Source organism: Bradyrhizobium sediminis (assembly GCF_018736105.1).
In the GTDB taxonomy this organism is placed as follows: domain Bacteria; phylum Pseudomonadota; class Alphaproteobacteria; order Rhizobiales; family Xanthobacteraceae; genus Bradyrhizobium.
On sequence record NZ_CP076135.1, the window covers coordinates 3088618 to 3109582 of the forward strand.

20 protein-coding genes are annotated in these 20965 nt (G+C 65.2%); 14 read left to right on the forward strand and 6 right to left on the reverse strand.

Annotation, left to right across the window (positions count from 1 at the left end):
* Positions 1-113: 113 nt before the first annotated feature.
* Positions 114-509 carry a preprotein translocase subunit SecG gene (gene secG, locus KMZ68_RS14715; protein WP_215612018.1) on the reverse strand — a complete coding sequence of 132 codons (396 nt, stop codon included), beginning with the start codon at positions 507-509 and terminating at the stop codon, positions 114-116.
* Positions 510-657: 148 nt separating this feature from the next.
* Positions 658-1416, reverse strand: a complete 759-nt coding sequence (gene tpiA, locus KMZ68_RS14720) for a triose-phosphate isomerase (RefSeq protein ID WP_215612019.1) — start codon at positions 1414-1416, stop codon at positions 658-660.
* Between the two features lie 245 nt (positions 1417-1661).
* Between tpiA and KMZ68_RS14725 the strand changes: the two genes are divergently transcribed.
* Genes KMZ68_RS14725 through moaC form a run of 4 tightly spaced genes read left to right on the forward strand, consistent with a single transcriptional unit; the run spans position 1662 to position 5944 of the window.
* A complete protein-coding gene (locus tag KMZ68_RS14725; RefSeq protein ID WP_215612020.1) occupies positions 1662-3563 on the forward strand; it encodes a peptidylprolyl isomerase in 1902 nt (633 codons plus the stop codon).
* Positions 3564-3580: 17 nt separating this feature from the next.
* Complete coding sequence (gene trpD / locus KMZ68_RS14730) at positions 3581-4594, forward strand: anthranilate phosphoribosyltransferase (protein ID WP_215612021.1); 1014 nt, start codon at positions 3581-3583, stop codon at positions 4592-4594.
* Between the two features lie 15 nt (positions 4595-4609).
* Positions 4610-5431 carry an indole-3-glycerol phosphate synthase TrpC gene (trpC, locus tag KMZ68_RS14735; protein WP_215612022.1) on the forward strand — a complete coding sequence of 274 codons (822 nt, stop codon included), beginning with the start codon at positions 4610-4612 and terminating at the stop codon, positions 5429-5431.
* A 3-nt stretch (positions 5432-5434) separates the two neighbouring features.
* A complete protein-coding gene (gene moaC, locus KMZ68_RS14740; RefSeq protein WP_215612023.1) occupies positions 5435-5944 on the forward strand; it encodes a cyclic pyranopterin monophosphate synthase MoaC in 510 nt (169 codons plus the stop codon).
* A gap of 81 nt (positions 5945-6025) precedes the next feature.
* Here the strand turns inward: moaC and KMZ68_RS14745 are convergent, their stop codons facing one another.
* Positions 6026-7198, reverse strand: coding sequence for an NADH:flavin oxidoreductase/NADH oxidase (locus KMZ68_RS14745; RefSeq protein WP_215612024.1), 1173 nt, complete (start codon positions 7196-7198; stop codon positions 6026-6028).
* Between the two features lie 236 nt (positions 7199-7434).
* On the opposite strand from KMZ68_RS14745, the gene KMZ68_RS14750 reads away from it, so the two are divergent.
* The 7 genes from KMZ68_RS14750 to KMZ68_RS14780 all read left to right on the forward strand — a co-directional run bounded on the left by KMZ68_RS14750 (position 7435) and on the right by KMZ68_RS14780 (position 13019).
* Positions 7435-7677, forward strand: a complete 243-nt coding sequence (locus KMZ68_RS14750) for a hypothetical protein (protein ID WP_215612025.1) — start codon at positions 7435-7437, stop codon at positions 7675-7677.
* A gap of 192 nt (positions 7678-7869) precedes the next feature.
* A complete protein-coding gene (locus tag KMZ68_RS14755) occupies positions 7870-9093 on the forward strand; it encodes an MFS transporter (RefSeq protein ID WP_249779364.1) in 1224 nt (407 codons plus the stop codon).
* A 67-nt stretch (positions 9094-9160) separates the two neighbouring features.
* Positions 9161-9790, forward strand: a complete 630-nt coding sequence (locus KMZ68_RS14760) for an HAD-IA family hydrolase (RefSeq protein ID WP_215612026.1) — start codon at positions 9161-9163, stop codon at positions 9788-9790.
* 134 nt (positions 9791-9924) lie between these two features.
* Positions 9925-11136 carry a molybdopterin molybdotransferase MoeA gene (locus KMZ68_RS14765; RefSeq protein WP_215612027.1) on the forward strand — a complete coding sequence of 404 codons (1212 nt, stop codon included), beginning with the start codon at positions 9925-9927 and terminating at the stop codon, positions 11134-11136.
* 215 nt (positions 11137-11351) lie between these two features.
* Complete coding sequence (gene lexA, locus KMZ68_RS14770) at positions 11352-12059, forward strand: transcriptional repressor LexA (protein WP_215601799.1); 708 nt, start codon at positions 11352-11354, stop codon at positions 12057-12059.
* A 248-nt stretch (positions 12060-12307) separates the two neighbouring features.
* Complete coding sequence (locus KMZ68_RS14775) at positions 12308-12727, forward strand: hypothetical protein (protein ID WP_215612028.1); 420 nt, start codon at positions 12308-12310, stop codon at positions 12725-12727.
* Positions 12728-12788: 61 nt separating this feature from the next.
* Positions 12789-13019: a hypothetical protein gene (locus KMZ68_RS14780; protein WP_249779682.1), complete on the forward strand. Its 231-nt coding sequence runs from the start codon at positions 12789-12791 to the stop codon at positions 13017-13019.
* Between the two features lie 38 nt (positions 13020-13057).
* Here KMZ68_RS14780 and KMZ68_RS14785 read toward each other — a convergent pair whose 3' ends face one another.
* The gene (locus tag KMZ68_RS14785; RefSeq protein ID WP_215612029.1) at positions 13058-15337 is read right to left on the reverse strand and encodes a ComEC/Rec2 family competence protein; all 2280 of its coding nucleotides are present in this window, start codon (positions 15335-15337) and stop codon (positions 13058-13060) included.
* A 143-nt stretch (positions 15338-15480) separates the two neighbouring features.
* On the opposite strand from KMZ68_RS14785, the gene KMZ68_RS14790 reads away from it, so the two are divergent.
* Complete coding sequence (locus KMZ68_RS14790; protein ID WP_249779365.1) at positions 15481-15816, forward strand: hypothetical protein; 336 nt, start codon at positions 15481-15483, stop codon at positions 15814-15816.
* Positions 15817-15846: 30 nt separating this feature from the next.
* Here KMZ68_RS14790 and KMZ68_RS14795 read toward each other — a convergent pair whose 3' ends face one another.
* Positions 15847-16233, reverse strand: coding sequence for a YybH family protein (locus KMZ68_RS14795; protein WP_215612030.1), 387 nt, complete (start codon positions 16231-16233; stop codon positions 15847-15849).
* Positions 16234-16259: 26 nt separating this feature from the next.
* The gene (locus KMZ68_RS14800) at positions 16260-17942 is read right to left on the reverse strand and encodes a glutamine--tRNA ligase/YqeY domain fusion protein (RefSeq protein WP_215612031.1); all 1683 of its coding nucleotides are present in this window, start codon (positions 17940-17942) and stop codon (positions 16260-16262) included.
* Positions 17943-18077: 135 nt separating this feature from the next.
* Here KMZ68_RS14800 and gltX point away from each other — a divergent pair, with 135 nt between their 5' ends.
* Together gltX and gltA are read left to right on the forward strand one after the other, a co-directional pair.
* On the forward strand, positions 18078-19502 hold the full coding sequence (gene gltX, locus KMZ68_RS14805) for a glutamate--tRNA ligase (RefSeq protein ID WP_215612032.1): 1425 nt from the start codon (positions 18078-18080) through the stop codon (positions 19500-19502).
* A 159-nt stretch (positions 19503-19661) separates the two neighbouring features.
* Complete coding sequence (gene gltA / locus KMZ68_RS14810) at positions 19662-20963, forward strand: citrate synthase (RefSeq protein ID WP_215612033.1); 1302 nt, start codon at positions 19662-19664, stop codon at positions 20961-20963.
* Positions 20964-20965 lie beyond the last annotated feature (2 nt).

Genomic DNA, 20965 nt, shown 5'->3' on the forward strand with positions numbered 1-20965 from the left:
GCGCCGAACATTCTGTCGGGCTGTGGGTGACGTAAATTCTAACGCGCTGTCAGCGAGTTGATGGGGATTGTTGATGCAAGACGCCAGATCGCGTCCTGCATGGCCACCCTGCTTTATTGCGAACGCGGCGCCTGCGGGCCCGCCGGCACGGTCTGATTCTGCTGCCTCTCGTCCGCCTTCTTCAGCGAATCCAGAATGCCGCCACCTGTTGGCGGCGAAATCGGCGTCGCCGGCCCCGCCGGCTGCGATTGCGAGGCCGGATTGGCATTGATGATCGAACTCGGCTTGCGGTCGTAGCTGGCGAGCCAGGACAACAGCAGGCTGGTCAGGAAGAAGCCGGCCGCGAGAACCGCCGTCACGCGCGTCAGCAGGTTGGCCGTGCCGCGGCTCGACATGAAGCCGGCGCCGCCGCCGACGCCGAGGCCGCCGCCTTCGGATTTCTGCAGCAACACCGCGCCGATCAGCGTCGCGACGATCATGAGGTGAATGACGATAACGACAGTCTGCATCTCTACCTTCCGTCGCAAACCAAAAAGCGCCGGCGTCCGGCTGCAGATCGGGCTTTGCGGTGTTTGAAGTCGCGCGGTGTTACACGATTGGAAGGGGCATTGTCACCCCCGGGGAGAGATCGTCACCCCGACACCGCCATGCCGTTAGTTAGGCGTAACTGCCCGCGATCGCAAGAAAGTCGGCCGCTTTCAGGCTGGCGCCGCCGATCAGCGCGCCATTGACATTGGCGACCGCCATCAATTCCGCCGCGTTCGAGGGTTTGACCGAGCCGCCATAGAGGATCCGCATCCTGGCCCCTTCGCCGTTGAACTTGGCGATGAGGAACTCCCGGATAAACCTATGAACTTGCTCAACATCTCCGACCGTTGGCGTCAACCCGGTACCGATCGCCCAGACCGGCTCATAGGCCACCACGAGATTGCCTGAGGTCGCTGCCGGCGGCAGCGACAGATTGAGCTGGCCACGGCAGATATCGAGGGTTTGCCCGGCATCGCGCTGATGCTGGGTCTCCCCGATACAGACGATGGCGGTGAGGCCGGCGCGCCAGGCCGCTTCGGCCTTCGCCCTGACCAGGAAGTCACTCTCGCCGTGATCGGCACGCCGCTCGGAATGGCCGACAATGATGGCGCTGGCGCCGGCATCGGCCAGCATTTCGGCCGAAATATCGCCGGTATTGGCGCCCGACGCCTTCTGGTGGCAATCCTGCGCGCCGACCGAGAGGTTTTTCGAACCGCGCGCCTTGTCGGCGAATGCCGCTATCAGCGTCGCCGGCGGGCAGACCAGCAGATCGGCCTTGGCCGCCACCTTGGCGGCGCCCGCCAGCATGGCCTCGAATTCGGCCGTGGAGGCCTTAAGGCCGTTCATTTTCCAGTTGCCGGCAATCAGCGGCCGGAGGGCGTCGGTCATATCGGGCTTCCCTGGCGAATGTTGGTTCGGTCAGGCATGCGCTAGCAGAGCACAGCGGCCAGTTCCAGATGCCGGTTGGGCCGCCCAGGCCGTTAACCGCTTCAATTGGCCCTCCCCGCCAAGGTTGCGACGGCGCGGCTGCCACTTTATGATGCTTTATCAATCCGGTGACGCCCGTTCGCGGAATTCGATACCGAATTTCCCCTGGGCGGGACCCGGTTCCCTCCTGCAAACAAGTTGGACCCATGCTTCGAGGAATACGCAAAGCCTCATCAAACTGGCTCGGCAAGACCATCATGAGCGTCGTCATGGGGGTGCTGATCCTCAGCTTTGCGGTTTGGGGAATCGCCGACATTTTCAAGGGGTTCGGACAGTCGACGCTGGCCACGATCGGCGGCACCGAAATCTCGACCGACCAATTCCGCCAGATCTATACGGAGAAGCTGCAGCAGCTCGGCCGTTCGTTCGGCCGCCCGCTGACGATGGAGCAGGCCCGCGCGTTCGGCCTCGACCGCCAGGTCCTGCAGCAGACCATCGCCGAAGCCGCTCTGGACGAAGAAGCGCGGCGGATGGGGCTCGCCCAGTCCGACGCCGAGATCATGCGCATGATCTACAGCGACCCCAACTTCAAGGGCGTGAGCGGCAATTTCGATCCGGCACGTTTCCAGGCCACGATCCGGCAATTCGGCTTCAGCGAACAGCGATATATCGCCGAGCAGCGGCGGGTGTCGTTGCGGCGTCAGATCGCCGGCACGGTCTCGGCCGGCCTGGAGCCGCCGAAAGTGCTGATCGATGCGCTGAGCCGTTTCCAGAACGAACAGCGCGCGATCGAATACGTCAAACTCGGCGCCGCGCAGGCCGGAACCATCGATCCGCCGTCGCCGGAAACGCTGGCCGCCTATTTCGACGATCACAAGACCCAGTTCCGCGCCCCCGAATACCGCAAGATTTCCTTCGTCGCGGTCACGCCGGAAGAACTCGGCAAATGGTCCGAGGTATCCGACGAGGACGCCAGGAAGGTCTTCGAACAGCGCCGCGACAAGCTCGGCACGCCGGAACGGCGCCAGGTGTCGCAGATCGTTTTCCCGAATGCGGAGGAAGCCGCAGCCGCGCGCGGCCGCATCGCTGGGGGAATGTCGTTCGAGGATCTCGCCAAGGAGCGCGGACTTAACCCGTCCGACGTCGACCTCGGCACCATCGCGAAATCCGCCATCATCGATCCCGCGATTGCGGACGCGGCGTTTTCGCTGCCGTCCGGTGAGTTGAGCCAGCCGGTACCCGGCCGGTTCGGCGTCGCCCTGGTCAAGGTCGGCAAGATCGAGCCGGGGGTCACGCCCTCCTATGAAAGCGTCGCTGCGACCCTGAAAAAGGAAATCGCCACCGAACGCGCGCGCGCCAAGGTCGCCGACCTCCACAACAAGATGGAAGACGAGCGTGGCGGCGGCGCCAGCGTCGTCGAGGCCGCCCAGAAGCTGGGGTTGACCCCCGTGACCATCGACGCGGTCGACCGCTCCGGCCGCCTCCCCGACGGCCAGCTCGTCACTAACGTTCCACGCGGCCTCGACGTCGTCTCGCAGGCCTTCAACAGCGACGTCGGCGTCGACAACGATCCGATCCAGTTCAGCGGCGGTTACGTCTGGTATGACGTGCTCGGCATCACCCCGTCGCGCGAACGCAAGCTTGATGAGGTCAAGGACCAGATCGAGACCAAATGGCGCGAGGACCAGATCACGAGCCGGCTGCGGACCAAGGCGACCGAGATGGTGCAGAAGCTCGGCCAGGGCGGCACCCTCGCGGCGGAGGCGGCGGCTGTCGGGTCGAAAGTCGAAACCGCGAGCGGATTGCGGCGTGATGCCTCCCCGCCCGGCCTGCCCGCCAGCGCCGTTGCCGCGGCGTTCCGCACCGCCAAGGACGCGGCCGGACAAACCGCCGGCGCCGGCGGAAGCGAATGGATCGTGTTCCGCGTCACCGACATCAGCGTGCCTCCGGTCGACCTCGCCTCGGACGACGTCAAGAAACTGAAGGACACCCTTCAGCGCGGGCTGACCGACGAACAGGTCGCGCAATACGTCACCAAGATCGAATCCACGATCGGCACCACCATCAACCAGGCCGCCTTCGCACAGGTGACGGGCGCGAATAACTGAGCATCCGAAAGCACGCGATGGACGACCTCAAATCTATCATCGGAAAAGTCGCCACCGGCGCGACGCTGTCGCGCGACGAAGCGGCATCCGCCTTCGACAGCATGATGTCGGGCGAAGCCACGCCGTCGCAGATGGGCGGATTGCTGATGGCGCTGCGGGTGCGCGGCGAAACCGTCGACGAGATCACCGGCGCGGTGTCGGCGATGCGCAGCAAGATGCTGCGGGTCAAGGCTCCCGCCGAGGCCGTCGACGTCGTCGGCACCGGCGGCGACGGCTCCGGCTCTGTCAACGTCTCGACCTGCGCCTCGTTCATTGTCGCGGGCTGCGGCGTCCCCGTCGCCAAGCACGGCAATCGCGCGCTGTCGTCGCGCTCGGGCGCGGCCGACGTGCTGTCGTCGCTCGGGGTCAGGATCGACATCTCGCCCGACCATGTCGGCCGCTGCGTGGTTGAGGCCGGCATCGGCTTCATGTTCGCGCCGTCGCATCATCCCGCCATGAAGAACGTCGGCCCGACCCGCGTCGAGCTGGCGACCCGCACGATCTTCAATCTGCTCGGCCCCTTGTCCAACCCGGCCGGCGTGAAGCGGCAAATGGTCGGCGTGTTCTCCCGGCAATGGGTGCAGCCGCTGGCGCAGGTGCTGAAGAATCTCGGCTCCGAATCCGTCTGGGTGGTGCACGGCTCCGACGGCCTCGACGAAATCACCCTCTCCGGTCCGACCTTCGTCGCGGCGCTCGAGAACGGCAACATCCGCACCTTCGAGGTGACGCCGGAGGAAGCCGGCCTCAAGCGCGTCGGCGGCGACGCCTTGAAGGGCGGCGATGCCGACGCCAACGCGATCGCGCTGCAAAGCGTGCTCGACGGGATGCCGAGCCCCTACCGGGATGTGGCGCTGCTGAACGCCGCCGCGGCGCTGGTCGTGGCCGGCCGCGCCAAGAATCTGAAGGAAGGCGTCGATCTCGGCACCCAGTCGCTCGACTCGGGCGCGGCATTGGCGCGGCTCAAGCGTTTGATCGCGGTCTCCAACGGCTGACCCGAAGGGCCCGGCATGTCCGACATCCTGACCAAGATCGAGGCTTACAAGCGCGAGGAGATCGCGGCCGCCAAGCGCGCGCATCCGCTTGCGGGGCTGGAGGCGCAGGCGAAGGCGGCTTCCGCGCCGCGCGGCTTTGTCGGCGCGATCCGCCGCAAGCTCGCCCAGGGCGAATATGCGCTGATTGCCGAGGTGAAGAAGGCGTCGCCCTCCAAGGGTCTCATTCGCGCCGACTTCGACCCGCCCGCTCTCGCCAAAGCCTACGAGGCCGGCGGCGCCGCCTGCCTGTCGGTGCTGACCGACACACCGTCGTTTCAGGGGCATCTCGACTTCATGGTGGCGGCGCGCGCGGCCACCTCGCTGCCGGTGCTGCGCAAGGATTTCATGTTCGACACCTATCAGGTGGTCGAGGCCCGCGCCTACGGCGCCGACTGCATCCTGATCATCATGGCGGCGCTCGACGACGCCGCGGCCAGGGACATCGAGGACGCCGCCATCGCGCATGGCATGGATGTCCTGATCGAGATCCATGAACGCAGCGAACTCGACCGGGCGCTGAAACTCCGCTCGCCGATGATCGGGGTCAACAATCGCAACCTGCGCACCTTCGAGACCACGCTGGCGACCAGCGAAGCGCTGGCCCCGCTGATTCCGAAAGATCGCCTGATGGTCGGCGAAAGCGGCATCTTCGCGCCTGCCGACCTGGCGCGGCTGGCGCGCGTCGGCATGTCGACCTTCCTGGTCGGAGAAAGCCTGATGCGGCAGGCCGATGTCACCGCCGCCACCCGCGCGCTGCTGGCGCGAACCGAGGCCCCGCGCGCTACCGGGACGCGCTGATCGATGGCGCGGAAATCCTCCAGGGAAACCACAAAGGCCGGTTCCGCCCTCACCCACATCGACGCCAAGGGCGAAGCGCGGATGGTCGACGTGTCCGAAAAGCCCGCAACCGAACGTACCGCGGTGGCAGAAGGCCGCGTCATTATGAGCAAGGCGACGCTCGAACTGATCGTCAGCGGCAATGCCAGGAAGGGCGATGTGCTTGGCACCGCGCGCGTCGCCGGCATCATGGCGGCGAAGCGCACGTCGGAGCTGATCCCGCTGTGCCACCCGCTGGCGCTGTCGAAGGTCACGCTGGATATCGCCCCGGACAAAAAGCTGCCCGGCTGCATCGTTCGCGCCACGGTGAAGGTTACCGGCCCAACCGGCGTCGAGATGGAAGCGCTGACCGCGGTGTCGGTCGCGTGTCTCACGATCTACGACATGATCAAGGCGGTCGAGCGCGGGGTCCGGATCGAAGGTATTCATCTGGTCGAGAAGAAGGGCGGCAAGTCCGGTCATTACCGCGCTTGAGGAAGGATGGCGCTCGCCGGCCGCAGACGCCGAACTCATCCCTCATCAGTCCGACCGACGATACGCTCCCCCTCCCCGAACTCAGGAGACCTTACCGGAATCGTGCAGACCGCTCTGCCAGGTCGACGGCCTGGTGCCGAAGCCGCGCTTGGCGCGGGTGCCGAGCCACCAGCCGAACTGCGGCGGCACATTGCGGAACGGCCCCTCGACACCGAGCTTCAACGCCGCGTCCATCGGCCAGTTCGGATTGTTGAGGATCTCGCGTCCGACCGCGATCAGGTCGGCCTGCCCGTCACGCAGGATCTGTTCGGCCTGGTCGCCGTGGATGATCAGGCCGACCGCCATGGTCATGATGTCGGCGTGGCGGCGGGCATATTCCGACAGCGGCACCTGATAGCTGTATTTGATTTCCTTGCCGAGGATCGGCGCCACGTCGGTGATGCCGCCGGACGAGCAGTCGATGACATCGACGCCTTTTGTCTTGAGGATCTTTGCCAACCGCACGCTTTGCTCGGGCCCCCAGCCGGCATTGTCCTCCACCGACAGCCGCACGAACAGCGGCTTGCGGTCGGGCCAGTGCACGCGCACCGCTTCGGTCACCTCGGTGATGAAGCGCATGCGGTTTAATTCCGAGCCGCCATATTCGTCGGCGCGCTGGTTGGATCTTTCCGAGAGGAATTCGTGGACGAGATAGCCGTGCGCGCCGTGCAGTTCCAGCACGTCGAAGCCGGCCGCATCGGTGCGGCGGGCCGCCTCGCCCCAGGCCTGCACCAGGTCTTTCACTTCATGGCGCTCCAGCGCCCGCGGCGCCGGCCATTTCTCGCTGTGCGCGATCGCGCTCGGCGCCACCGGCGTCCATTCGTCCCAGTCGTCGATATCGGGCGTCCGCTTCAGGGGTCCGTCGCCTTCCCAGGGCCGGTTGGCGCGCGCCTTGCGGCCGGAGTGACCGAGCTGGATGCCGGCGACCGCGTTCTGCTGCTTGATGAACTCGACCAGGCGCCCCAGCGGCTCGATGAACTTGTCGTCCCAGATGCCGAGATCGCCGAGCGTGCCGCAGCCGCGGCGCTCGACCTTGGTGGACTCGACGACGACGAGGCCCGCGCCACCGGCGGCGAACTTGCCGGCATTCATCAGGTGCCAGTCGGTCGGAAATCCCTTGATCGCGGAATACTGGTGCATCGGCGGCACCACGATACGGTTCTTCAGCTCGACGCCCCGGATGGTCAGCGGCGAAAACAGCAGCGTTTCGGTCATGAATGGTTTCCTCGTCTTCCGGACATCGTTACCCCGACGTGCTGGCCGGGCGGTCTTCTTCTGGGCGTGACGGTATACGCGCGGCACGGCGACAGCAAAGCCTTCATGAACCCGGATTCTTCCAGGACCGCCATTGCGAGCGCTGGCGAAGCAATCCGTCTCGCCGGTTGCGGTGCAAGGTTGCCATTCGGTCCCGGCGGGCGGATGCTGCCGGCTGTGGATCAATGGAGAGCACCATGAGCAAGCCCGGTCTCGACAATCGCCACCGCAACAAGGATGGCGAAATCAGCCACAAGCACGGCAACACCCCCATCAAGACGTTGCGCAAGATTTACGGACAGGGTTTCGCTGCCGGCTATCCGGAAGCCGAGGAACTCAGCGAGGTTCTCCTTCAACTGAACGAAACCTCACTGAGCCAGCTCCGCCGCGATCATGAGACCGGCCACCTGGAGCACAAGATCGCTAACGCTTCCAGGTAAGGCCGCTGTCCGGCACGATCGGCTTGTTTTGCAAAGAGCCAAGAAAGGACCAGGTCTGCGCCGCTATGCCGGCACCTGCACTTGAACGCCCGGGCCCGGCGTGATTATCTGTATCGAGTTCGGGCCAACGGCAACCGCCCGGTCAGCTGCGCGCAGCCAAGCGTTGTCTCGCTCCATCAGTGGAGATGAGACATGGTCGGCAGCTCGATGAGAACTCCCTCCGATATTCTTTGCTTGTATGGCGCCCGCGCGCTGCGCGGCTTCGGCGACGGTTTTGCGATCATCATCCTGCCGGTCTACCTCTCCGCGGCGGGCTTCAGCCCGCAGGCGATCGGGGTCGTCGCCTCTACCTCGCTGCTGGGAACGGCGGTCCTGACCCTGATCACCGGCTTCATCGCGCCGCGGTTTGAGCTGCGAAGTCTTTTCCTCGCCGGCGCCGGACTGATGGTCTTCACCGGCCTGATATTTCCGGCGGCGGAGACGCTGGCTCTGGTCCTGCTCATCGCCTTCATCGGCAGCATCAATCCGTCCGGCGGCGATCTCGGCATGCTGGTTCCGCTCGAGCATGCGCTGCTGACCAAGGAGACCGCCGACCGCGACCGCACCGCCATCTTTGCCCGCTACAGCCTGATCGGCTCCCTCACCGCGGCCGTCGGCTCGCTGGCGGCGGCCTTGCCTGAGACGCTGGTGTCCGGCGGCTGGTCGAGGCTCTCTGCGATCAAGCTGATGTTCTATCTGTACGCCGTGCTTGGATTGCTGGCGGCTTTGCTCTACCGGCGTCTGCCGCGCGACCACAGCCACGCGGCGGACGTTCCGAAGCCAGCACTCGGGCCATCCCGCAACATCGTCTACCGGCTCGCCGCCTTGTTCAGCATGGACGCCTTTGCCGGCGGCTTCGTGGTGCAGTCGCTGCTGGCGCTGTGGCTGTTTCAGCGTTTCAACCTGTCGCTGGAGGCGGCGAGCGTCTACTTCTTTTTCTCGAGCCTGCTCGGCGCCATGTCATTCCCGGTGGCGGCCTGGCTCGCCGGCCGCATCGGCCTCATCAACACCATGGTGTTCACGCACATCCCCTCCAGCCTCTGCCTGATCGCGGCGGCGTTTTCGTCCGACCTGACCGTGGTACTGGCGCTGCTGCTGGTTCGCTCGGCGCTGTCGCAGATGGACGTGCCGACGCGGTCATCCTACGTCATGGCCGTGGTGACCCCCGCCGAGCGCACCGCGGCGGCAAGCGTCACCGCAGTGCCGCGCAGCCTCGCCTCCTCGATCAGCCCCGCCATCGCCGGCTTCATGCTGGCCGGTCCGTTCTCCGGCCTGCCGCTGGTGGTGTGCGGAGTCTTGAAGATCGGCTACGACCTGGCCCTGCTGCGGATGTTCCGCCACACCAAACCGCCGGAAGAGGTTTTGCGATCGGATTGAAGGCTTTGCAGGGCTTCAAGCGCTTATCACCGTTGCCCGCTTCGTTCGTTTTTCGTACACCGCCTCCATGAGCCCGCCTCTCCTCACCCCCGGCGCCGCCGACGTGCTGCTGTTCGATCTCGGCCGCGTCGTGCTCGATATCGATTTCAACAAGGCGCTCACCTGCTGGGCCGGTCACGCTGGCTGCGCGCCTGCCGAGATCGCCGCGCGCTTTGTCCGCGAGGAATCCTACCGGCGTCATGAGGTCGGCAAGATCGACGATGCCGCGTATTTTGAAAGCCTGCGCCAATCGCTCGGCATCGGGCTTTCCGACCGGCAACTGCTGGAAGGCTGGAATGCGATTTTCGTCGGCGAAATGCCCGGCATCGCAGCGCTGCTGGCCCGCGCCGCAAAGCGTCTGCCGCTCTATGCCTTCTCCAACACCAACAACGCCCATGTCGATTATTTTCCGGTCGCCTATGCCGACGTGCTCGGCCATTTCCGGGAAATGTTTCTGTCCTCCGCGATCGGGCTGCGGAAACCCGACGCTGACGCCTATGACCATGTGGTGAAGGCGATCGGCGTGCCGGCCTCACGCATCGTGTTCTTCGACGATCTGGCCGATAATATCGAGGGCGCGCGGGCGCGGGGCCTGATCGGGGTTCACGTGAGGTCGACCGATGACGTGGCGAAGGCGCTGGCGGAGCTCGGGATTTAAGCTATGAGACCGTCATTGCGAGCGCAGCGAAGCAATCCATGGAGCAGCAAGCTGGATTGCTTCGTCGCATGCGCTCCCTTGCGCAAACGCTTCGCGTTTGTCGCAGGCAATGACGTCAAAGTGGGAGTTTCACCGTGGCACTGATGCCCGTCGCCGACGCCCTCGCCGCGGTTCTCGCCGGCGTCGAGCCGCTGCCGGAGGAAATGGTCGCGCTGGATGCGGCCTACCACCGAGTGCTGGCGCGCGACGTCGCGGCGTTGCGGACCCAGCCGCCGCAGGCGATGTCGGCGATGGACGGTTATGCGGTGCGCGCCGCCGACGCCTCTCATGTGGCGGCGCGGCTCAAGGTGATCGGCGAGGTCGCGGCCGGCCGCCCGTTCGAAAGGACGGTCGGCGCGGGCGAGGCGGTGCGGATTTTTACCGGCGGCGTGATCCCTGCGGGCGCCGACGCCGTCATCATCCAGGAAGATACCGTCGTCGAGGACGGCGGCATCACGATCACGGAAGCCGCGCGGCCCGGGCGGCATATCCGCCCGGCCGGCATCGACTTTCGCGAGGGCGACGTGTTGTTGCCGCGCGGAACCCGCCTCACCGACCGCGATCTCTCGCTGGCCGCGGGCATGAACCACCCGGAGTTGGCCGTGCATCGCCGGCCGAAAGTGGCGATGCTCGCCACCGGCGACGAGCTTGTGATGCCAGGCTCGATCCCCGGCCCCGGACAGATCGTCTATTCCAATGGCTACGCGCTGCGGGCGCTGGCCCGGGGTGCAGGCGCCGAGACCGTCGATCTCGGCATCGCCGCCGACACCGTCGAGGCCACCACGTCAGGCATCCGCCGCGCCCGCGACAGCGGCGCCGACATCCTCGTCACCATGGGCGGCGCATCGGTCGGCGACCACGACCTGGTCAAGCGCTCGCTGGAGGCCGAGGGCGTCGCCATGGCGTTCTGGCGGATCGCGATGCGGCCGGGCAAGCCGATGATGCACGGGCGGCTCGGCGCGATGCGGGTGATCGGCCTGCCCGGCAATCCCGTGTCGTCCTATGTCTGCGGCTTCCTGTTCCTGGCGCCGCTGATTCGCGCGCTGTCCGGCCGGTCGGCCGTCCACCACGTCAGCGAAACGGCTTTGCTCGGGTCCGACGTCGCCGCCAACGACATGCGCGAGGACTATCTTCGCGCGCGTCTCGAGCGGCGCGCCGACGGCGTCCTGATCGCCACTCCGGTCAACCATCAGGACAGCTCGCTGCTCGGAAATCTCGCTGCGGCAGCGGCGCTCGTGATGCGCCGCCCGTTTGCGCCTGCCGCTGCCGCTGGCACGCCCTGCGAGATCCTGCGGCTTCCGGACTGACCCCAAAACCACCTGTCCCAACAAATCCTGCTGCGTTGACGATAAATTAAGTGGTTGCGGAACACATATGGAACATATAGTGTCTGTTCATGATTTGTTTCGAGTATTGGTGCCAGCTAATCGAAGTTCTGGAGTCTTTGATTCCCTGAACGCCTCGATTCCCGGAAAACGCCTCTCGGAATCGAATGACACCGTCAAACTGGGGATTGGTCGAGATGCTCACGCGCAAACAATATGAACTCCTGCGATTCATCAGCGAACGCCTGAAGGAATCCGGCGTTCCGCCTTCCTTCGACGAGATGAAGGACGCGCTGGATTTGCGCTCGAAGTCGGGAATCCATCGCCTCATCACCGCTCTGGAAGAGCGCGGCTTCATTCGCCGGCTGCCCAATCGCGCCCGCGCGATCGAGGTCATCAAGCTGCCCGAGATTTCAGGCGCCGGCGCCGGCAACGGCCGCCGCGGTTTCACGCCCAGCGTGATCGAAGGCACGCTCGGCAAGGTGCGTTCCAGCAGTGCCGGTTCCGAGAGTGACGGCGAGCGTCCGGTCGCGGTTCCCGTCATGGGCCGCATCGCCGCAGGCACGCCGATCGAAGCGCTGCAGACCCGCAGTCACACCATCAGCGTGCCGCCGGACATGCTCGGCTCCGGCGAGCATTACGCGCTCGAGGTGCGCGGCGATTCCATGGTGGACGCCGGCATTCTCGACGGCGACATGGCACTGATCCAGCGCAACGACAGTGCCGACACCGGCGACATCGTGGTGGCGTTGATCGACGAGGAGGAAGCAACCCTGAAGCGCTTCCGCCGCCGCGGCGCGTCGATCGCGCTGGAGCCGGCCAACACCTCCTACGAAGTCCGCATCCTGCCGCCGAACCGGGTCAGGATTCAGGGCAAGCTGATCGGACTGTACCGGAAGTACTGATCCGCCCCGGATCGGTCGTTCCCAGGCAGGGAAACCGCGGCAGTCCAATGGCGGCCGCGGTGAATGCATCTGTCGCGCGCGCGGCGAAGCTATTTCCGCCAAATCCTCAAACGCATTTGTGATCGAACTCGCCGTCGAGAGCCGTAGAATTGCCCACAATCAGGCATATTTTGATTGCCGTCCACTCTGATAGAGGCCTGCGCCTCTCAAGGGGCGCGGGTTGGCTATCTCGAATGAGGAGCGATCCGATGTGTGACTATAGTCTCCACGCCGTAGCGTCACGCCCCGCCAAAGTCGGAGAGACGCTGACGACCACGACATTCCGCGGCACCTCGACGCGCGGCTTCGCCTCGGAAGCCGAGCCCGAGGTGGCGGTCTGCATCCTTCCCGGAACCGAACTGGCGTTCGCTGACAACGTCAAATACGACAACGGGTGGATCTGGACCAAGGCCCTCAATTTCCGGGTTGGAAAATTCGGCGCGGTCGAGCCGAACGTCCCGCAGCGCCACCATGACTCGATCGAATTTCCGGATGGAAGCAGTGTGCTGGTGACGCAGCTCTGCGAAGGTCAGCACGCCACTGTGCTGCAATTGCCTGTTGCGCAGCAGGTGACGGCGCAGGAACGACCGGCAGCCGCGACGCCAACAGCGGCGGCGATCTCCGCCTGAATGGCCATGTAGATAACCCTGCCGGTCCAGGCCGGCAGGGCCGCTCGCGAAGGGGACGCTGTTGGCGGTTCGCAAGGTGACATGGCAAAAAGCCGGGCGGGTGACGGAGCCCGGCCGGTACATGTTCACGTTCGGCTGGCTCACCGTTGCGGCGGAGGATCTTGTCATCTGGCAGCAGTTCCCGGATGCGTCTTTCACGCTGGTCAAAATGACGACTACGGACGACGTCGACGAGTTTCATCTCGGCGCCTTCGAACTGCCGGAAAATCCGCAATCCAGCGGTGAAAGCTGACTTGATCAGCGACTTGGCGATTGACTGGCCTCACCGCCTCAGTCGTCCGCCTGCAGGTCGGCTTCCGACGGCGTCGCGTCCGCCGGCTTCGCGATGGCCGGGCGCACCAGGCTGGTCCCGTCCTCCGCATCGCCCGCCACCGCTGGCGACCACGGCCGATCGACGCCTTTCGGCCTGACCGCATCGACCGCAAATCCGTCGCGGGTTCGCCGCAGCGCCAGCGCGCCCTGCCGGCGCAGGCGATCCTGGTCGACCACGAGCGCGCCGCAGCCCGGCGATGCCGGCCGCGCCGTGACCAGCAGCGCCGCGCGCTCGCAATCGTCCGCCAGCGCCTCGGGCCGCAACGCCAGCGCGACCAAGCCGCCATCGGCCAGTTGCGCCACGCAGCCGGCCTGGTCGCATGATACGCCTTCGGCGAGCGAGGAATCCGTAAGGACGCGGCCGTCGGCGTCGGCCGCCAGCCATTCCCGCAGCAGAAAAGCCTCCTTGGCGCTTCGGATCAGATGCAGGCGTCCGTCCCTGCCGCGGACGCCGATATTGTGGCCGTCGGCGGAAATCAGGATATCCGGCTGCGGCCGGACCAGAGCCCATGCCACCGCCAGCACCACCAGGGTTGCGCCCGCCCAGCGCAGCGGCGTGCGCAGCAGCCCCATCAGGATGATGCCGAGGCTGGCCGCGACCAGCGGCCCGGTCCCGAATGCCGCGATGCGGCCGATCGCGCCCGGCAGTGCGGCGACCCATTGCGCCACCGTGATCATCCAGTCGATGCCCCAGCCCATGACCTGCCAGAACACGCCGTCGAAGCCGAAGGGCATCGCGACCATGCCGAGCAGGCCCGCCGGCATCACCACAGCCGACACCACCGGCATCGCCGCGAGATTGGCGATGACGCCAAAGGGTGTCACCCGGTGAAAGTGAAAGGCGGCATAGGGCATGGTCGCGAGCCCCGCCACCAGCGAGGCCAGCGCCAGCATCGCGACCTCCCGCCCGCCCCACAGCGCCGCCCGCGCGGTGGCCGAATTGTCGGGCGCGGCGAACAGAGCGGGCATGCCGATCTGCACCAGCGCCACCAGCCCGAGCGTCGCCGCGAACGACATCTGGAAGCTCGGATGCACCAGCGCTTCCGGCGCGATCGTGAGCACGATCATCGCCGCCACCGCCAGCGTGCGGAAGGTCACGGCGCGGCGGTCGACCATGATAGCGATCAGCACCACCGCGGTCATGAAGAACGAGCGCTGGGTGGCGACCTCGGCACCGGACAGCAAGAGATAGAACGCGGCGGCAGCGAGCGCCGCGGCCGCCGACCATTTCTTGATCGGAGAGCCGACGGTGAGTTGCGGGATCAGCGCCAGCAGCGCGCGGACCGCGAAGAACACCACGCCGGCGACCACAGCCATGTGATAGCCCGAGATCGACAGCACATGGCCGAGCCCGGAGATGAACATCGCATCGTTGACGGGCGGCGAGATGGCGTCGCGGCGTCCGGTCAGAAGCGCGGTCGCGATCGCGCGGCGGTCGCCCTCCAGCGTAGTCCGGATCCGGGCGTCGATCGCATCGCGCAAGCCCTGCATCAAGGCAGCGTAGCGCAGCGACAAGCCGCCGCTGTCGGGCGGCTGCGCGGACTTGATGGCGCCCATCACGAAACCGGAGGCGCCGATGCCGGCGAAATACATGTCGCGGCCGAAATCGTAGGAACCCGGCCGCAACGGCGCGAGCGGCGGCTGCAGCCGGGCCTTCAATTCGACAAAGCTGCCGACCGCAGGCGCTGTGCCCTTGCGCACCGACAGCCGCACGCGTTGCAGTGTCGTGGCGCCGCGCGGGCTCTCCATCCTGGTCACGCGCAGCACGAACCGGTCGGTGCGTTCGCGGATGTCGCGGGTCTCGACGAAGCCCGACAGCGACACCGAATACATCGGCCTCGCCAATATGCCATGCGCGACCCGCGCGGTTTTCCAGGTCGCGACCGCAAAGCCGGCGGCGACAGCGGCGATCATCACGGCGACGGGAAATAGCTTGTGCCGCCGCAGCAGGAATGCCGCGAGGCAGAACCCGGCCGCCGCGGCCGCCGCGACCGACAGAACCGGCTCGCGGTCGGCGGCAAAATAGAAGGCAATCCCGGCGCCGAAGGCGACCGGCACCCACGGCAGCAAGCGGCCGGCGCCGGCTTCGGCGGCGAGCCACGCCCGCAGTTTTGCGACCAGGGCCGGCCATGCATCGAGGCCCGATGGCGCGAGGCCGCCGGCCTGCGCCGCCCCGCGCGGCGGCCAGGTGCCGGCAAATCCCTGCGTCCGGCCTGGAGACCTGCCCCGCTCTGCCATCGGGTACTACACCCTGCGATCCCTTGGAGATCGTCAGGCTACCGGAAGCTGTTGCCGGGCGGCTAGCGGAACGGATGGAGAATTCCGTTAACTATTACTAACGGGGCAAGGGATAGGATTCCCGAATCAATCGGGGCTCGGCCATGCCACACCGGATCATGCTTTCCGTTCTTGCCGTTTTTGCCGCTTTCGCGCTCGCCGTCAGCGCGATGACCGCCGATGCCGCCGATCTGCCGACCCAGAGCCGGCTTGGCGCGATCTTTGCGGAGCCTCCGCCCCCTGTGGTCGTTTACCGGACGGCTGAATATGTGGCGCCGATCATTCCCTACAATCAGCTGCCCAATCCGCCGTGGAACCGGGGCATCTATAACTACGGCTCGTCGTGGTCGTTCTATTACCCGGGCCCCTATTACGGCGGGCCCTATTATTGGGACGGCGCGCGCCTGCCCTATGTCTGCGGCTTCTACGGTTATTGCTGACGATCCCGGCCGCTTGAATGAGCCCTGCCGCTAGAGCAGCGGCACTTGCGACGAAACGTGATGGCTGAGGATTTTCCAATAGCCGTCTTCGCGCACGATCACCCAGGTGATCTTGACCGACAGGGTCGCCTCGCCTTCTTCGACGACGAAGGACGCGGTGCCCGCCATGTTGATCAGATCGGAGCCGACCGGCGCGGCCACGATATCCGTGAATTGAACGGCGGGCGCGCGCCATCGCGGCAGCGCGTTGAAGTAGGCCGCGACACCCTCCCTGCCGCGATACAGCGACGGGTTCGAACCGAAGAACAAAGCATTGCTTGAATAGAGCGACGCGAGCGCGTCGACGTCGAGCCTGCTGAAATTCGCCGACCATTGTTCGATGATGACAGACACGATGTCGTCGGCGGTGCTTCGCATCGGTCGATCCCGTCAACAGAGCCGCCTCAGCCCTTAGCCCCGACTTCCTTTGCAAAGGTATCGCGCAGGCCGATGGTCCGGTTGAAGACCAGACGATCCGGCGTCGAATCCGCATCGCGCGTGAAATAGCCCTGCCGCTCGAACTGCATCACCTCCGACGAGTTGCTGGCCGCGATCGCGGGCTCGATCCGCGCATCGCTCAGGACCTCCAGCGACTGCGGGTTGAGATCTCCGGCGAAGTTGGCCGCATCCGGATTGGGCTTCGAAAACAGCTGGTTGTAGATGCGGATTTCGGCCGGCAGCGACTGCTTGGCCGGCAGCCAGTGCATGGTGGCCTTGACCTTGCGCCCGTCGGGCGCGTTGCCACCTTTGGTGGCGGGATCGTAGCTGCAGCGCAGCTCGACGACCTCGCCGGCCGCGTCCTTGATCACGCCCGTGCACTTGATGAAATAGGCGTAGCGCAGCCGCACTTCCATGCCCGGCGACAGCCGGAAGAATTTCTTCGGCGGATTTTCCATGAAATCGTCGCGCTCGATATAGAGCTCGCGGCCGAACGCGATCTTTCGCGTGCCGGCGGCCGGATCGTCCGGATGGTTCTGCGCCTCGAGTTCTTCGCTCGCACCTTCCGGATAATTCTCGATCACGACTTTCAGCGGCCGCAGCACCGCCATCCGCCGCAGCGAGCTCTTGTTGAGAAGCTCGCGGATGCAGAATTCCAGCATGCCGACGTCGACCACGCTGTTGGCTTTCGCAACCCCGATGCGCTTGACGAATTCGCGGATCGCCGCCGGCGGCACCCCGCGCCGTTTCAGCCCGGCAATGGTCGGCATGCGCGGATCGTCCCAGCCTGCGACGTGGCCGCCGCGCACCAGCTCAGTCAGCACCCGCTTCGAAAGCAGCGTGTAGGTCAGGTTAAGCCGCGCGAACTCGTATTGATGCGGCTTCGATGGCACCGGCAGCTTGTCGAGCAGCCATTCGTAGAGCGGCCGGTGATCCTCGAATTCCAGCGTGCAGATCGAATGGGTGATGCCCTCGATCGCGTCGGACTGCCCGTGCGCATAGTCGTAGCTCGGATAGATCGACCAGGCATCGCCGGTGCGCGGATGGGTGGCGTGCAGGATGCGGTAGAGCACGGGATCGCGCAGGTTGATATTGCCCGCGGACATGTCGATCTTGGCGCGCAGCACCCGCGCGCCGTTCGGGAATTCGCCTGATTTCATGCGGCGAAACAGATCGAGGTTCTCCTCGACCGGTCGGTCGCGGAACGGCGAGTTCTTGCCGGGCTCGGTCAGCGTGCCGCGCGAGAGGCGGATTTCCTCCTGCGACTGGTCGTCGACATAGGCATGACCGGCGAGGATCAGGCCCTCGGCCCATTGGTAAAGCTGCTCAAAATAGTCCGACGCGTAATAGAGGTCGGTTCCCCAGTCGAAGCCGAGCCAGCGCACGTCGGCCTGAATCGAATCGATATATTCCTGCTCTTCCTTGGTCGGATTGGTGTCATCGAACCTGAGGTGGCAGCGGCCGGCAAATTCCTGCGCGATGCCGAAATTGAGGGCAATCGACTTGGCGTGGCCGATATGCAGATAGCCGTTCGGCTCCGGCGGGAAGCGCGTCACGATCTGGCGGTATTTCTTGGCGTCGAGATCGGCCTGGATGATGTCGCGAATGAAATCGCGGCCTGCCTCTGCCGCCACCGTTTCTGCTGTCATGCTTGGTTCCCGTTCGGAATCAGCGGACCTTCTGCCAAATCCGCACCTTCCAAGGAAGGCTTTAGTTATGCTTGGTTCCTGCTATACACCACCGCGCCTTGCGCAACCCCTTATTGTCCCCGAAATGCAGTTGGTATGCCCGATTCCGTCGTCACCCGCTTTGCCCCCTCACCGACCGGCTTTCTCCATATCGGAGGCGCCCGCACGGCGCTGTTCAACTGGCTTTATGCCAAAAAGCGCGGCGGCAAGATGCTGTTGCGGATCGAGGACACCGACCGGGAGCGGTCGACGGAACCGGCCATCGCGGCGATCCTGGACGGCTTGAAATGGCTCGGGCTCGATTGGGACGGCGACGTCATTTACCAGTTCAGCCGGGCCGCACGCCACCGCGAGGTCGCGGAAGCCTTGCTGGCCGGCGGCAAGGCCTATCGCTGCTATGCGACTGCCGAAGAGCTGACGGCGATGCGCGAAAAGGCCCGCGCCGAGGGCCGTACGCGGCTCTATGACGGCCTGTGGCGCGACCGCGACCCGTCGGAGGCGCCGGCCGGCATGAAGCCGACGATCAGGCTCAAGGCGCCCCAGACCGGCGAAACCGTGATCGAGGACCAGGTCCAGGGCCGCGTGGTCTGGCAGAACGAAAACCTCGACGACCTCGTGCTGCTGCGCGGCGACGGCAACCCGACCTACATGCTCGCGGTCGTGGTCGACGACCATGACATGGGCGTCACCCATGTCATCCGGGGCGACGACCACCTGATCAACGCCGCCCGCCAGAAGCAGATCTACGATGCCCTGGAATGGGACCTGCCGAGCATGTCCCACATTCCCCTGATCCATGGTCCCGACGGATCGAAGCTCTCGAAGCGCCATGGGGCGCTGGGGGTGGATGCCTATCGCGCGATGGGATACTTGCCGGCGGCGCTGCGCAATTACCTGGTCAGGCTTGGATGGAGCCATGGCGACCAGGAGATCTTTTCGACCCAGGAGATGATCGACGCCTTCGACCTGCCCGCGATCGGACGGTCGGCCGCGCGGTTCGACTTCGCCAAGCTGGAAAACCTCAACGGCCACTACATCCGTCACGCCGACGATCGAGCGCTGGTGGCGATGTTCGAAGACGTACTGGACTATGTTCCGGACCGGTCTCACCTCAAGGCCAAGCTCAACGACACCACGCGGGCGCAACTGCTGCAGGCGATGCCGAGCCTCAAGGAGCGCGCCAAGACGCTGATCGAGCTGATCGACAGTTCCTATTTCATCTTTGCCGACCGGCCGCTCGAGGTCGAGCCGAAAGCCGCGGCCCTGCTGACGCCGGAAAACCGCCAACTGATCGGCAGGCTCCGGCTCGCGCTGGAGCCGGTTTCATCGTGGACCTCGGAAACCACCGAGGCAGCGATGCGCGCCTTTGCCGAAGCCAACAACCTCAAGCTTGGGGCGGTGGCCCAGCCACTCCGGGTAGCGCTGACCGGCCGGACCACGTCGCCGGGAATTTTCGACGTCCTGGCGGTGCTGGGACGGCAGGAATGCCTGGCCCGGCTTGGCGACCAGACCCCCTCATAAGGTGGTATTGGGGGCCCGGAGTGGCCGTCTTGCAGTGCAAACAGCAATAAGATACCCATTTCTGAGGCACTCCCAGAACACCCGGTTTCCTGCGCCATCTCCAACGTCTTGGCGCTCCCGGCCGCCGGTTTTCGCAACGATCTCATCGGGGACTTCACGATGGACGCATCCAACAAAAAAACCGCAACGCTGACGGTTGGCAACAAGACCTTTGATTTCCCGATTTTGAGCGGCACGGTCGGGCCCGATGTCATCGACATCGCCAAGCTCTACGCCCAGGCCGGAATGTTTACCTACGATCCGGGCTTCACCTCGACCGGGAGCTGCCAGTCCAAGATCACCTATATCGACGGCGACGCCGGCATCCTGGAGTACCGGGGCTATCCGATCGAGCAGCTCGCTGAAAAAGGCGACTTCCTCGAGACCTGCTACCTCCTGCTCTACGGGGAACTCCCGACCAAGGCGCAGAAAGCCGATTTCGACAACCGCGTGATCCATCACACCATGGTTCACGAGCAGATGGCCCGCTTCTTCCAGGGCTTCCGCCGCGACGCCCATCCGATGGCGATCATGGTGGCGGCGGTCGGCGCGCTGGCCGCGTTCTATCACGACTCCACCGACATCAACGATCCGCGGCAGCGCATGATCGCCTCGATGCGGATGATCGCCAAGATCCCGACGCTGGCGGCGATGGCGTTCAAATACACCGTCGGCCAGCCCTTCATGTACCCGAAGAACTCGCTCTCCTTCGCCGAGAACTTCCTGCATATGTGCTTCGCGGTGCCCTGCGAGGACTACAAGATCAATCCGGTGCTGGCGGACGCGCTCGACAAGATCTTCATCCTGCACGCCGACCACGAGCAGAACGCCTCGACCTCGACGGTGCGCATCGCCGGCTCCTCCGGCGCCAATCCGTTCGCCTGCATCGCCGCCGGAATCGCCTGCCTGTGGGGTCCGGCGCATGGCGGCGCCAATGAAGCGGCCCTTGCGATGCTTGCCGACATCGGCACCGTCGACAAGATTCCGGACTTCATCAAGAAGGTGAAGGACAAGAACAGCGAAGTCCGCCTGATGGGTTTCGGGCATCGCGTCTACAAGAACTACGATCCGCGCGCCAAGATCATGCAGAAGATGTGTCACGCCGTGCTGGCGGAGACCGGCCACGGCGACGATCCGATGCTGAAGGTCGCGCTGGAACTGGAGAGGATCGCGCTGAGCGATCAGTATTTCATCGACCGCAAGCTGTATCCGAACGTGGACTTCTATTCGGGCATCACGCTGAAGGCGATGGGCTTCCCCACCTCGATGTTTACTGTGCTGTTCGCGGTCGCCCGCACGGTCGGCTGGATCAGCCAGTGGAGCGAGATGATCGAGGATCCGCAGCAGAAGATCGGCCGGCCGCGCCAGCTCTATACCGGCGTCGCCCGCCGCGATTACGTCGACATGGCCAAGCGCAAGTAGGC

Coding starts and splice junctions, on each gene's coding strand:
- secG (WP_215612018.1), bottom strand. CDS start 509: ATGCAGACTGTCGTTATCGTCATTCACCTCATGATCGTCGCGACGCTG.
- tpiA (WP_215612019.1), bottom strand. CDS start 1,416: ATGACCGACGCCCTCCGGCCGCTGATTGCCGGCAACTGGAAAATGAAC.
- KMZ68_RS14725 (WP_215612020.1), top strand. CDS start 1,662: ATGCTTCGAGGAATACGCAAAGCCTCATCAAACTGGCTCGGCAAGACC.
- trpD (WP_215612021.1), top strand. CDS start 3,581: ATGGACGACCTCAAATCTATCATCGGAAAAGTCGCCACCGGCGCGACG.
- trpC (WP_215612022.1), top strand. CDS start 4,610: ATGTCCGACATCCTGACCAAGATCGAGGCTTACAAGCGCGAGGAGATC.
- moaC (WP_215612023.1), top strand. CDS start 5,435: ATGGCGCGGAAATCCTCCAGGGAAACCACAAAGGCCGGTTCCGCCCTC.
- KMZ68_RS14745 (WP_215612024.1), bottom strand. CDS start 7,198: ATGACCGAAACGCTGCTGTTTTCGCCGCTGACCATCCGGGGCGTCGAG.
- KMZ68_RS14750 (WP_215612025.1), top strand. CDS start 7,435: ATGAGCAAGCCCGGTCTCGACAATCGCCACCGCAACAAGGATGGCGAA.
- KMZ68_RS14755 (WP_249779364.1), top strand. CDS start 7,870: ATGGTCGGCAGCTCGATGAGAACTCCCTCCGATATTCTTTGCTTGTAT.
- KMZ68_RS14760 (WP_215612026.1), top strand. CDS start 9,161: ATGAGCCCGCCTCTCCTCACCCCCGGCGCCGCCGACGTGCTGCTGTTC.
- lexA (WP_215601799.1), top strand. CDS start 11,352: ATGCTCACGCGCAAACAATATGAACTCCTGCGATTCATCAGCGAACGC.
- KMZ68_RS14775 (WP_215612028.1), top strand. CDS start 12,308: ATGTGTGACTATAGTCTCCACGCCGTAGCGTCACGCCCCGCCAAAGTC.
- KMZ68_RS14785 (WP_215612029.1), bottom strand. CDS start 15,337: ATGGCAGAGCGGGGCAGGTCTCCAGGCCGGACGCAGGGATTTGCCGGC.
- KMZ68_RS14790 (WP_249779365.1), top strand. CDS start 15,481: ATGCCACACCGGATCATGCTTTCCGTTCTTGCCGTTTTTGCCGCTTTC.
- KMZ68_RS14795 (WP_215612030.1), bottom strand. CDS start 16,233: ATGCGAAGCACCGCCGACGACATCGTGTCTGTCATCATCGAACAATGG.
- KMZ68_RS14800 (WP_215612031.1), bottom strand. CDS start 17,942: ATGACAGCAGAAACGGTGGCGGCAGAGGCAGGCCGCGATTTCATTCGC.
- gltX (WP_215612032.1), top strand. CDS start 18,078: ATGCCCGATTCCGTCGTCACCCGCTTTGCCCCCTCACCGACCGGCTTT.
- gltA (WP_215612033.1), top strand. CDS start 19,662: ATGGACGCATCCAACAAAAAAACCGCAACGCTGACGGTTGGCAACAAG.